The organism is Emticicia fontis, from assembly GCF_054779675.1.
In genome coordinates, this window is the sequence record NZ_BAAGXU010000002.1 from 85,217 (window position 1) to 98,079 (window position 12,863).

General features: G+C 38.9%; 7 protein-coding genes. 1 reads left to right on the top strand and 6 read right to left on the bottom strand.

Features of this window, described 5'->3' with window-relative positions; genetic code table 11:
- Positions 1 to 14: 14 nt before the first annotated feature.
- From ACYVFA_RS01560 to ACYVFA_RS01570, 3 genes are all read right to left on the bottom strand, one after another.
- The gene (locus tag ACYVFA_RS01560) at positions 15 to 3,518 is read right to left on the bottom strand and encodes a TonB-dependent receptor (protein ID WP_460470028.1); all 3,504 of its coding nucleotides are present in this window, start codon (positions 3,516 to 3,518) and stop codon (positions 15 to 17) included.
- 202 nt (positions 3,519 to 3,720) lie between these two features.
- Positions 3,721 to 4,743, bottom strand: a complete 1,023-nt coding sequence (locus ACYVFA_RS01565) for a FecR family protein (protein WP_460470029.1) — start codon at positions 4,741 to 4,743, stop codon at positions 3,721 to 3,723.
- A gap of 46 nt (positions 4,744 to 4,789) precedes the next feature.
- Positions 4,790 to 5,347 (bottom strand): RNA polymerase sigma factor, encoded by a 558-nt coding sequence (locus tag ACYVFA_RS01570; RefSeq protein WP_460470030.1) that lies wholly within the window; start codon positions 5,345 to 5,347, stop codon positions 4,790 to 4,792.
- Between the two features lie 550 nt (positions 5,348 to 5,897).
- Between ACYVFA_RS01570 and ACYVFA_RS01575 the strand changes: the two genes are divergently transcribed.
- Positions 5,898 to 7,055, top strand: coding sequence for an MFS transporter (locus tag ACYVFA_RS01575; RefSeq protein WP_460470031.1), 1,158 nt, complete (start codon positions 5,898 to 5,900; stop codon positions 7,053 to 7,055).
- Positions 7,056 to 7,124: 69 nt separating this feature from the next.
- On the opposite strand, the gene ACYVFA_RS01580 is transcribed toward ACYVFA_RS01575, so the two are convergent.
- The 3 genes from ACYVFA_RS01580 to ACYVFA_RS01590 all read right to left on the bottom strand — a co-directional run bounded on the left by ACYVFA_RS01580 (position 7,125) and on the right by ACYVFA_RS01590 (position 12,834).
- Positions 7,125 to 9,059 carry a heparinase II/III family protein gene (locus ACYVFA_RS01580; RefSeq protein WP_460470032.1) on the bottom strand — a complete coding sequence of 645 codons (1,935 nt, stop codon included), beginning with the start codon at positions 9,057 to 9,059 and terminating at the stop codon, positions 7,125 to 7,127.
- A gap of 116 nt (positions 9,060 to 9,175) precedes the next feature.
- The gene (locus ACYVFA_RS01585) at positions 9,176 to 11,044 is read right to left on the bottom strand and encodes a heparinase II/III family protein (RefSeq protein WP_460470033.1); all 1,869 of its coding nucleotides are present in this window, start codon (positions 11,042 to 11,044) and stop codon (positions 9,176 to 9,178) included.
- A 173-nt stretch (positions 11,045 to 11,217) separates the two neighbouring features.
- The gene (locus tag ACYVFA_RS01590) at positions 11,218 to 12,834 is read right to left on the bottom strand and encodes a RagB/SusD family nutrient uptake outer membrane protein (RefSeq protein ID WP_460470034.1); all 1,617 of its coding nucleotides are present in this window, start codon (positions 12,832 to 12,834) and stop codon (positions 11,218 to 11,220) included.
- Between the last annotated feature and the right edge of the window lie 29 nt (positions 12,835 to 12,863).

Below are 12,863 nucleotides of genomic sequence, written 5' to 3' on the forward strand. Positions count from 1 at the left end.
TCAATTTAATTTTTTTAGAATGTTGCTGTTAGACCCACGTTAATAACTTTTGACTGCGGATAGTACTGACCAGTTGAGTTATCAGTTTCAGGATCGTACACTTTCAGTTTATCCCATGTCAACATATTTAGTCCATTCACATAAACTCTAAAATTAGTCATACCAATTTTTGAACCTATTGTAGCAGGAAGCGTATAACCAACCTCGAAGTTTTTCAGACGGATATAGTCTGTGCTTCTTAACCAATAAGTATTTCCATTTGAATAGTATTGGTCACTGCGGTTAGCAATACGTGGGTGTACACTACTTGGATTATCAATTGTCCAACGGTTTTCATAAATATCCAGCAAGAAGTTACCGATGTTACCAGACTCACCAGCACTTACATATTGTTTCGCACCTGCTGCACCCTGAAATAAGATAGCAAGGTCGAAGTTTTTGTATGAGGCTGTGATATTAGCACCACCCTGAAACAATGGCAATGTTGTGTTATCGTTACGAACCTGATCGTCTGGCGTAATTTTACCATCACCATTCACATCTTTGTATTTCATATCCCCAGGACGTAACTGGTTTACGATAGCTTTGTAATTAATTGGGTTAGCATCGATTTCTGCCTGATCTTTGAATACACCATCATATTGATAAACAAGGTAGGTATTCATCGGGCGGCCAGTAGTACGTTGCCAATCTGGTGCTCCCGGAGCTTCGTCCCAGAACAATACTTTGTTTTTCGCATAACCACCATTTACACTCACACTATATTTGAAATCGCCAACCTGGCTACGGTAACCGATGTTGAACTCCCAACCTTTGTTAGATACTTCACCAATGTTTTCAGCAGGAAGTGTCAAACCAGTTGATTGAGGAACAGAAGCGTTTCTGAACCATAAGATGTTGGTACGTTTGTTTGAGAAAACATCGAATTCAAAATTCAATTTACCATTGAACAATGAACCTTCTAAACCTAAGTCAGCATTGTTTGCAATCTCCCAAGTAATGTTGTTATTAGGGATACGTGTTTCATACAAAGTTTTGGTTTCTGTATTATTGATGATATAACTACGGAATCCATAGGTTGATAAGTACTGATAGGTAGCAGCAGTAGTTGTGCCTGGTAGATATACCTGGTCGTTACCCATTTGTCCCCATGAAGCACGTAATTTCAAATAGCTAACCATAGGAAGTGCTTTCTTGATGAAGTTTTCTTCAGACAATACCCAACCTGCCATCACACCAGGGAAGAAACCATAACGTGTTTGTGGAGGGAAGATGTCTGAACCATCATAACGCCATAAGAATTCAGCCAGATATTTTTCACGGAAGTTATAAGCCACACGACCAAAATAATTCAAACGGGCAGTCTTATAAGCACCACCACCGTTGTTTTTCTCTAAGTCACCACCGGCAAATAGTTGATCAATAGCTGTAGAGATAAAGTAGCGACGAAAGGCGTTGAAGTTTGTACCATCAATAGTTTCGCGGTTTGTACCTGCTAACACAGTAAGTCCATGATCGCCGAATTTACGCTCATAAGTACCAATAGCACCTAATAATACGTTCAACTGTGTTTCGTTACCTAATGTTAAGCGAGGCTCAGCCGGACCACGTTTGCTGGCAACCAATGTTGGTGTACCATCAGGGTTATTAGTTGTACCTTTTTCATATAAAGTCCAAGGTGTTTCCCAACGTCTTTGTGAGCGGATACGTTTGTCAATAGCAGCTGTTCCTGTAAATTTAAGACCTTCAATACCAGGGATTTTAATTTCTATTTGTCCGTTAGTCTGGAAATAATCTTGTTTGTCATGTTCATAACCTGTTTGGTTAGTAGTAATTACCACAGGGTTTTCACCATTTTCAATATCCGGACCTGGTAAGCCATTTGGCCAGTAAGCTGGTTGATGCGGTTTACCACGCATTTGCATACGGAAGATAGCACTTGCAGGTTTTGTTGGATAACGTCTGAACTCTTCACGACCCATTAAACCAACCTGTACGTTGATATATTTATTAATCTTCGCATCTAGATTTACTCTGATGTCATATTGCTCGTAAGCAGTCGCTGATTGTTTGTAGAACGCATCTTGTTTCTGATAACCTAATGAAGTCAGGTATCTGATGTTCTCTGTACCACCATTCAATTGTACATTATGGCGTGATTGAGGAGACCAATCTTTCAAAGTAGCTTTATACCAGTCTGTATTCGGATATAACCAAGGGTCTGAACCATCGGCATATTTCTGAATATCAGTTGGTGAGAAAGGAGCCTTTCTTACTTCACCATTAGGTCTGTTGAATACACCATTTGTTTTGTATGCCTGATTTGCCGCAGCCCACTCAGTTACTGGTAATTGATAAATATCAAGGTCGTTCAACATCTGAACATATTGTGAAGCATTTGCCAGTTTAGGAATAACTGTCGCCTGTGCCCATCCTTGATTATATGAGTATGATAATTCAGGTTTACCTGTTTTACCTCTTTTGGTAGTAATCAGGATAACACCATTGGCCGCACGTGAACCATAGATAGCAGCAGAAGCATCTTTCAATACAGAGATGGTTTCGATATCAGCCGGGTTCAAACGAGATAAACCACCGGCACGGTTAGGAATACCATCAATTACAATAAGGGCTTCGCTATTATTAAGGGTATTAGCCCCACGAATACGGATAGTAGAGTTATCAGCACCTGGCTCTCCACTTCTGTTGACGGCAACAACACCCGGAAGACGGCCAGCTAATGAGTTACTTAAGTTTACTGCAGGTGATTTAACCAATTCAGTACCTTTCACACTTACAACCGAACCAGTTACAGTTTCTTTTTTCTGAACACCATAACCCACTACTACTACTTCACCCAGAGACTTTACGTCAGGTTTCATAGCAATATCAATAGTAGTACGGTTGCCAACAATTACTTCAAGCGGTTCAAAACCAACAATACTAAAAACCAATACTGCCTGGTTATCTGGCACAACCAAGGAATAATTACCGTCGGCATCGGTAGTAGTTCCTTTTGTAGTACCTTTAATCAATACACTTACACCTGGCAACGCATCACTCTTATCGGCTTCGGTTACTTTTCCTTTTACTGTTTGCTCAATTATCTCCCCATTCTGCATTCTTAATTCATCAATGTGGGACATTTTTTTCAATTCAGACTTTTTACGCAGTAAAATGCGGTCGCCTATAACCTCATAAGAAATCTGAAGCGGTGCAAATAAATCATTCAGTACCTGCGCTAAGTTGTTACTTACCACTATTGATACTTTTTGATTCAATCGTATAGTATTCGAACTATACACAAACTTCACATCAGCCTGTTTTTCTATTTGGCTCAGAATTTTTTTAACTTCAAGTGACTCTATCCTTAGCGAAACGTTCGTCTTAAGAACTTCCTGCCCGTTCACATCGTAGGCGTAGGAAAGTCCGCTAAAGAGGGCGACCATCAAGAGTTGAGTAAACGTAATTTTCATTGCTTTGAGCAAAAAATTTTTTCTACGTACGTCTTTTTTCATACATTTAGGTTGTTTTTATACTTGTGATAGGTAAAAACTCAGCTCTCAGATACCGAATTGCCGTTCGATTGAGAGTTTAGCAAGGCCGATGATGTGCGAACATTGTCGGCTTTTTTTCGTTTCATGTTTTCATTTAGGTTTTGTTATTTTAATGTTTTGGTGATTGTTTTGATTTATTAAGGTTGAATAGATGGTCGCTTTGTTATTTACACCCTTCGCCACTAATAAAGAAACTAGTGCCTCTTTGCTCAAATCTTGCGTTAACTGTCCGACAGATTAATTCCAATTGTGTACTTAATGGTAAATCATTTAAATCGGCAGTAAAAGCACATTGATTCAGATCCTGATTCTCTACAATTATTTCAATACCGTATACATCTTTTAGTTTCTGTAATACCAGTGGTAAAGGGGTATCTTCAAAAACAAAGCTTATCTTGTCAGCAATTGAAGTAAGAGCAATCGGGTGTTCTACAATACCCGGAGTTATTTTCTTCGAACTCTTATCAAAAACTACTTTCTGATTAGGTGTAAGGATAACTCCGTTTTTCTTATCTGATATCTTCTCAGTCATTTCATAGACTGATACCCGACCAGAGGTAACAGATACTTCAATGGCTTTAGCGTTATCATACGATTTTACATTGAAACTTGTTCCTAAAACCTCCGTTACCAGATCGCCGGTATGCACAATAAAAGGTGAATTAGGGTTTCTCTTCACTTTAAAAAAAGCCTCTCCTTTCAGATAAACATCACGCGTTTCTTTTCCAAAGTGCTTTGGATAGCTGATGCTGCTACTCTTTTTTAGTCTTACTACTGTACCATCTTCCAGCTTTATTTCGGTGTCGGTGCCTGAGGTATTTTTAACCTCAATACCACTGGTATGTTGAGAAGAAGATGCATCTGCAAATGCTTCTTCTTTCTTATTTTTCATGACCAGAAAAATATTAACCAACCCAATCAAAAGCATGGCTGCAATACCCCATTTCAGAACTGTAAATACTTTACCTTTAGTGCTAGGTATCTCTTCTTCATATAGGCCAATAGTATTACTGTAAATTCTGCTCCACAAGCGTTTTTTAATTGCCTCTTTTTCTTCCGAGTTTAAAAGTAACTGACTATTTTTAAGCATATTTTCCTGCCATTCCCAAATCAGTTTTTCCTCCTCCGCATCACATTCACCCGCTAAATATTTTTCTAAGAGTTTGTCGAATTCGTGCTGGTTCATAGACCTAGGGCCCGTAGATTACGGAATCTTTAATTTTAACAAAAAATCAATTATCGCTATGGTAAGCTTTGAGCTGTTCTTTTAAGACCTTAAGCGTTTTGGTCAGGTGATATTCAACTGCCTTTTCAGAGAGATTCATCCGGCTGGCAATATCTTTTACTGACTGGTTTTCAAAACGGTTTAACTTAAAGATTTCGCAACTCTTTTCAGGGAGCGTTTTCATAGCTTCCTCTACTGCCTTTGACAGGTCAGTAAAATGAATGGTTTCGTCTGTTGAGTATGATTGTTGTAACTGACTGAATATCAGATACTCCTGGTATTTTCTTTGTGTAATTTGCGACTTGATGTAGTTTGTTGACAAATGCTTGATAGAAACTACTAAATAAGAACTTAAATGCCTGATTGTACTTGACTGACGGCGGTTCCATAGACTCTCAAATAAATCGTGCACTAATTCTTCGGCCTCTTCTTTGGTTCCAATTTCATGATAGGCTACACCAAACAATTTATACCAATACCGATTATATATTTCTTCAAAAGCGGTTTCATTATCGCTCTTTAGGAAATCCACCAATTCTTCATCACTAAGTTTATGGTACTTCATTATAGGTAGGTCAGTTTTCAACGTATGAATTCTAATATGTATAGTCAATTAACTCGCAAAAATCCCTAAATCATTTTAAATATTCTTAGAAAAATACAAACAAAAACGGTTTAGCAAATTCTTCCACCATAGAATATTTCTAAAAAAATCATTCAATGAAAAGGGTAATTTCAAGAAGATACTCTCTAAAAATCAAACACTTAGCTTTTTTTTGAATACTGAAAAAAAAGGAATAAAGATTTTTAAAATATTTTAAAAATTCTTTGGATAATCCTATTCTATCGATGACAGTTTGTGCCTAATCTTCTGACAAGTGTGAATTCCAATTAAAAAAGATTAAACTTAATCAAGACTTTTCGGGAAAGTTTGTACACTGAAAATTTTACCAGACGGGGTCAATTAGATTTCACGGGCTAGTTAATACTCATCGTAAAATTGAGAATTTAATCATAGATTAAAAAGCAATTAATAATTTTTTTTAAAATATGCGCTTGTTTCTAAAAATGTTCATTTCTTTGACGAATGAATACTTGAACCTTACCTTATTTTTATGAAAAGCTCCGTAACAGAAGATTTATTCACACAAAAAAAACTCCGTAATGCCCGTATTTCCACCCTGGCTATTTTTCTGGTCTGCGGTATTGGCTTAGCTACCTGGGTACCGATGGTTCCATTAGCTAAAATCCGGCTTCAACTAAATGATGCTGCCCTTGGATTGATATTATTATGTTTAGGTGCGGGTGCTATGACAATAATGCCTTTTACAGGTTCATTAATTAATAGATATGGCAGCCGATTGATTATGCTCATAGCTGCATTAATGATTGCTTCTGTATTACCCTTACTCCTATTTGCCAGCACAAGTATTGAACTAGCAATTTCGCTTTATTTATTTGGAGTGGCTATTGGTGCCATTGATGTTTCTATGAATGCACAGGCAGTAATTATTCAGGAGCGGACAGGCAAATATATTATGTCTTCTTTTCATGGATTCTTTAGTCTGGGCGGACTGATTGGCTCTTTAGGATTAGGCTTTTTCCTAGGCTTAGGTTTATCTTCTACTGTTGCCATTTTCTCTATTTCTGCTTTATTAGTGCTAATTTCAGTTAGCCAATACAGCAATTTATTGCCTCATTCAGAAGAGAAGCAAGTGGAAACTTCTACCTTGATTATTCCAAAAGGCAGAGTCTTGATTTTGGGTTTAATGTGTTTTGTGGCATTTCTGGCTGAGGGGGCCATATTAGATTGGAGTGCAGTATTTCTGAAATTTCACAGAAATTTTACGGAATCTACCTCTGGTATTGGGTTTGCAGCCTTTTCGGTGGCAATGGCGGCAATGCGTATATCAGGTGATAAGTTAATTAACCGATTCAATCCTCAAACGGTGGTGCTTTATGGGGCGCTTATTGCGGCTTCAGGTCTATTAATGGCAGTCATTATTCCTATCGGCATTGCCACAATTATTGGTTTTGTATTAGTCGGTATTGGTTGTGCGAATATTGTTCCGGTATTTTTCAGTACTGCCGGAAATCTACCGGATATGGCACCAAGTGCTGCCATTGCAGGAGTAACTACATTGGGCTATATAGGACAATTGGCTGGCCCTGCCCTACTTGGCTTTATTGCTGAAATTACTTCATTGCCATTGGCTCTTGGGCTAGTGAGTATTTTGTTGTTGATAGTAGCTTTTACTTTTAAGGAGAAGTAGTATGATATAAAAAAATATGCCGATTCTAAAAGAAGTCGGCATATATAGCGAATAATTATTTGTATTGTACTAATTCATTATTACAGTAAAGGCATTTTTACCTTTTTGCAACAAGCTTTTGTTTGTCAGGATAATCCGACGAACGGGGTGATTATCCCATTTGGTTTTAAAACTTTTATACTCCATACCTTCTGTCGATGGCAGGTCTGTTGAGACTGTCCAGTTTTTGACATCATACAAAAGTGTTACATTCTGTTTTTTGGGAGTAGATAATATAATCTTACCCGGTGTATCAGTGTTTACTTCGCAAACCGTCATAAACACCTGCTCCAAAGAGCTTGGTTTCTGGGCTAAAGCATAATCATCTGTAATTTCAACCTGATTTTTAGTTTTATTCAATTTTACCGTACGGTTCCATGATTGCACACCTGCTGATTTATCGTACGATGGCGCAATATCCATATTCAAAGTAGCTTCTTTGTCGTTTACAGTGCTTTTTACATTTATCCCTTCGTATTGGCGTCCGGCTAATTGCCCTTTGCCATTAATGATAGGCAGGTTATGGTATTGCGATTGGGTAAACCACAATTCGTAACGCTTTGATGAGAAAGTGCGGGCAGTATAATTGCCACGCCCCGCATCAATAATAATTGGTTCTCCATTGGCATAAAGCAGGAAATCGCCCACATCATTATGATTATGACTTTCAGCATTATGGCCTGCATGAGTAGCCAGATAAAAGCCATTTGAAGCACGGGTTGTCAATACCTGAATATCATTAAACCATGCATCGGCATTTGGTTTATACGTTACCGTAGTCTTTGGCATCTTGTTTAGTGTCAGGATATTGGCGATTCTTCTCATGCGATGGAAACTACCATTTGAAGTAGCCGTAGTGGGGAATCTATCAAAAGCCCATAAACCAAATTGAGTCAGCTTATCATCGTTCAGTGCTTGTCCGAAGCGATACAGCATGAGTCCGTCAGGGCGGAGTTTTGGGTCAGCATCTGCAAAGTTCACAAAGTAGTCGTCGGATATATGCGTTTTATAGATATAAGCTGCCAGTTTCTGAACTATGGGCTGGTCGTAGATATTTATCTTGCCATTTGAAGCACTTGATAAAGTTTCTAGTGCATCAAACACACAAGCTCCCGCTGCAAACCAATAGCTTGGGCCTTCGTCGCAACCACCATCATCACCAAGGCTATTCAAATAAGCATCCATGAAAGTAGAATAGGTATAAGCATTGGACGCTCTTTTGGTTTCGTCTGTCTCCAGAAATAAATCAGCAATTAGCAGATTAGAGACTATCCACGGATTCCAGTTATTAACCGGATTCTTTTTGCTTAAATAACCATATCTTTCTACCTGTTTGATTGGCTCAAATATTTTACGATTGGTTTCAGCATAAATTCTTTTGCGGATAAGTGGTGAAATCTTATCCAGTTTTTCGCCAACGAAATAATCTGTTAATCCTAAGACAGAAGCAGTTTCAGCAGCAAATAAATCTACAATCGGGTCTTCAGAATCGGGCAAACCATTTTTGGCTTTTTGTACACCTAAGTGAGCCGGAACACCCCAGAAGGTCTCCTCACAGATAGCCCATACATAATTCATAATGTCTTCTGTGAATCGTCCTTTTCCCTCAACAGATTCGGCCAATACCAAATCCATCAGATTGACACGACGTCCAAAGGATATTTTTGAATGTTCTTCACGGTCTCCCGAGCGTACATAGTTCATCAGAATGGTTGCCGACATCTGAGGCATTTCTTTCTTAGCAGTTGCTTCACCTGCTTTAATAATCGACTGAATCAATGAGTCAGGTAACGCTGCTTTCCATTCTTCAGGAGTTTTAGGATACGGCTTCCATTGAATTTTAGGAATGATACCAGATTGATAAGATTCCTTTGAGTATTTAGTGCCAATAATATTTCGTGGTGTTACCTGTGCCTGACAAAACAGGCTGAGGCATATGAATATAAATGAGAGGAAGGTTTTCATAAGTTAAGAATTTAGTGAATGAGTGAATGAGCGATTGAGTGATTAAAATTGTGTTGACCAAATATATTTTATTTCTAATCACTCAATCACTAATTCAAACAATCACTCAATATATTTTATTTCCAGTCTTTCAAGGCCGGAATGGTTTGTTTAGTGCCAGTTTTCGCTCCTTCGGGAATTAATAAAATGGTTAAATTCACTTTTGTATTGGCAGGTAAGGATGATTCAAAGCCTACCAGAGTAGTTCCAGGATTAGGGGCATCATAATCGTGTGAACCTTGAGTCAACCATGTTTTCAAGGTAACATTGGCAGGTTCCAGTACTTTTATCTGTAATTTCTTACCCTTCTGCGTTAAGGTGGCCATACCATTGGCTTCAATGTTTACCTCTGCTGGTGTCAGCATTGCCCAACGAACAGTGGTCGGATTTTCGGCAGTGCCTATCTCATCTTTTACAGCTACATATTGCTGGTCTATAATAGCTACGCCTCTCTTTACTTCATTGGCTTTGCCTTTATAAACCGCACTAATATCACTGACTGCACTTAGGAATTTGGGCTGAGTAGTATATTGCTGAATGGCTGTTTTCCCTTCTACCCGTTGAAATTCATTATCAAAAGCCAAAGTACTATGCGCGAGATTATTATATCGATACACTTGCCAGCGCTGAGAATTCTGTGCCATGCCCCAAAGATTTACGCCTTTTGATTCCAGCGATTCATATTCCTGCATCCCAAAATCCATTGACCAGCGTTCGCCATTGGCATCCATTACAAACGAGCCCACATCCATATGCCCGTGACTAATAGATGGAGACCCTGTCTTGAAGCCTACGTAAATAGCGTTGGGGTCTGTCCATGAGGTACGCATTAATGCTACCGGGTTTTTCCCCTGCCCTACCCAGACTAATTGCTTAGGTGTACTGGCTTTATCGAGCGACATATCTTTTCCCCAGATCATAGCCCCCGGTAACAGACGGTCTTTCCCCATAGATTTGCTGTCATTCAGGTAGTTTTTCTCTACATATAAAAGGCTGTTATCTTTATTATGATTGGCAAACCAGAACATCGCAGGACTCAGACTAGCGCCACTACCTGCATCTGAATAATTAAAGTTTTTACCAGATGTACCCACCATATTCTGAAAGTAACCAGCGGTTTTCAGGAAACCTTCCGTTTGTGATAAAGCAAAATCTGTATTGAACACTTTTTGAATGGCACTGATAAACATCACATTGAAACTTGTGCCATAGCCCCAATAACTATATCCTTCGGGATAAGCACCATCGGGTTTATAATCAGCCATCGGGAGTTGAATAGAGCCAACGGCTCTGTCAATGATTTGTCGGGCCAGGGTCGGGTTTTCTTCATAAATAGCCAAAGCTCCATAACTCATTCCGGCATTGCAAACCTGATTCCAGTTATTTGAGCCTTTTAACCAATAGTTATATTTACTGTCTAATGAGGGTTCTATGCCTTTTTTAAGAATGGCTTCTTTTATTATGTCTTTGGATGATTGGGATAAATCATTAAACAACCAGTCATAACCGATGGCAACACCCATAGTCATTTCGGCTACATCTAAAAAGTGAGTCGGGTTCCAATCAGTGAACTGTGAGACTTTTAGTAACTCCTGTTCTGCCCGATTGAAATATTTTTTATCATTTGTTGTTCGATAAGCGTACGAAAGATAAAATACTCTTCGAAGACATTCTCTTGATTTATCTAATAAGCGGCGGCCAATCTGAATACGTTCTAAAGTTGGTTGCGTGAGAAGACGGTCGCTTTCTGCCAGAATAACCTGATGAATCTTTGTCCAGTTCTGGTCAGAAGCAATGTTTTTAAGGATAGTTTTTTCTTCACCTTGCAGCAATAGGAGGCGTGGGTGATTCGGCATTTTTGTCTCCTCTTTCAGATAAACCAATTGCGCCGAGGCATTAAATACAAAGAGCAATGAAAGCAGAAAAATGAAAAATCTTTTCTCCATTGGTTTGTTTGGTTGGGGTTGAATTTGATGTTTTGCTGGTGTGGTAATTTTATCGGACAAGGCTAAATAGTATATAACTACTTACTTTGATTGCTTATAATAACAAATCTACTTCTTCAAAATCAGAATAAAGAATAATCCCGAATTGCTTCGGGATTATTCCTATCATTTCATTACCACTTAGGGTTTTGTTTCAGATTTCCATTCAATGAGATTTCATTGATTGGTAGCGGCCATAAATAATCTCTGGTAGGATCAAATTTACGGAAGCTGGCGGCTTGCACCAGAATAAAATTCTCAGGCGTAACGTTTACAGTGGTAGTAGTTCCGAATTCGTCTTTGAAGAAATAGTTACCCAAAACTGGTTTTGGCAATTCAATTTCAGCGGTTTTCCAACGGATAAGATCCCAGTAACGTAAACTTTCCTGTGCCAATTCTACACGACGCTCGCGACGAAGTTCTTCTCTCATATCCAGACCATTTTCGGCAACAAATGCATTAGTAAGTTTAGCTACTTTTGATCTGTTACGCAATAGATTGACAGAAATATCTAAATCGGCATCGCTGATCTGGTTTTCTAATTCAAATTTGGCTTCTGCGTAAGTTTCTAAAACTTCTCCATAACGTAAAATATCACGGTCCATCAAAGACGCCTGCGTTGTCCAGTCATCGATGTTTGAGTACTTACGGAAAGTAAAACCGGTTTTGTTAAATACCAATGGAGCTATATCAAACACAGGTTTAGTACCCATATAAGCATCACCTCTTTTCATAAAAGTAGCCGACATACGTTCGTCACGATTGGCAAATACATCTAAAGATGCTACTGGAGCTTTATATAAAGGCGATTTTGTGATTGGTAAACCATCTTTCATCAGATAAGAATCAGCCAGACTCTTGGTTGGGCTCAGGTTACCATTTTCCAGACTCCCTCTATAATATGCGTGTGTACTTACACGGTCAGCTACGGTTACACCATACTGTCTTACAATTATATTCTCACGATTCTGACGGCCTTCTCCTTCATATTGGAACAAATTGAAATAGTTTGCAAATAGATCGTGCTGTTTGCTATCCATTACTGCTTTTGCGGCAGCTACGGCTAAGGTAAGATGCGCGTTAGGATCGCCATATTTATGAAACTTTGCGCGTGTACCTTCAAAAAGTGCCACTCTTGCTTTGAATGCATTGGCCGCAGTATTTGAGATACGGCCATAATCTGCAGTGCCCAAAGTTGTTGGTGTTGGCAATTTGCTGGCGGCAAAATCTAAATCCTGATAAATCTGTGTATAAATTTCTGCTCTTGACGCAGCAGGGGCTGTTAATTCCGGTGAATTATCTTCAAGTGTTTTCAGAATTAAAGGCACATCACCATATTTCTGAACCAATGAGTAATAAGCCCAGGCTCTGAAAAAGCGTGCTTCGGCTACATAACGGTCAATTACGGCTTGTCCGGCAGAGGTGGCACGAGGTGCTTTTTCAATGATATTGTTGGCAGCTCTGATTAATACATAAGGGTTACTATAATTTCCATCAGTAGCCGGAGCCAGACGGGAACCATCGCTGATATTATTGGATGCCAGACCAACGGCATCATCAGACCACACATCTTCCGTATTGAAAGCCGGTAAAAACGTATACAAATAATTGGCAGCAGATTTCAGATCAGATTCTGAACGCCAGAAAGTTTCGTCACTGATATTTGTTTCAGGCAGTCGGTTTACATCACAAGCCGATACTCCCACCAAAACAGCGACCCCTAAGGTTATATATTTTATGAATGATTTCATATGTAAAATTCTTTTGGATAATTAAACTA

What these genes read in the sequence shown, in the direction of transcription:
- ACYVFA_RS01565 (WP_460470029.1), bottom strand. Translation starts at nt 4,743, where the DNA reads ATGAACCAGCACGAATTCGACAAACTCTTAGAAAAATATTTAGCGGGT.
- ACYVFA_RS01575 (WP_460470031.1), top strand. Translation starts at nt 5,898, where the DNA reads ATGAAAAGCTCCGTAACAGAAGATTTATTCACACAAAAAAAACTCCGT.
- ACYVFA_RS01590 (WP_460470034.1), bottom strand. Translation starts at nt 12,834, where the DNA reads ATGAAATCATTCATAAAATATATAACCTTAGGGGTCGCTGTTTTGGTG.
- ACYVFA_RS01580 (WP_460470032.1), bottom strand. Translation starts at nt 9,059, where the DNA reads ATGAAAACCTTCCTCTCATTTATATTCATATGCCTCAGCCTGTTTTGT.
- ACYVFA_RS01585 (WP_460470033.1), bottom strand. Translation starts at nt 11,044, where the DNA reads ATGGAGAAAAGATTTTTCATTTTTCTGCTTTCATTGCTCTTTGTATTT.
- ACYVFA_RS01570 (WP_460470030.1), bottom strand. Translation starts at nt 5,347, where the DNA reads ATGAAGTACCATAAACTTAGTGATGAAGAATTGGTGGATTTCCTAAAG.
- ACYVFA_RS01560 (WP_460470028.1), bottom strand. Translation starts at nt 3,518, where the DNA reads ATGAAAAAAGACGTACGTAGAAAAAATTTTTTGCTCAAAGCAATGAAA.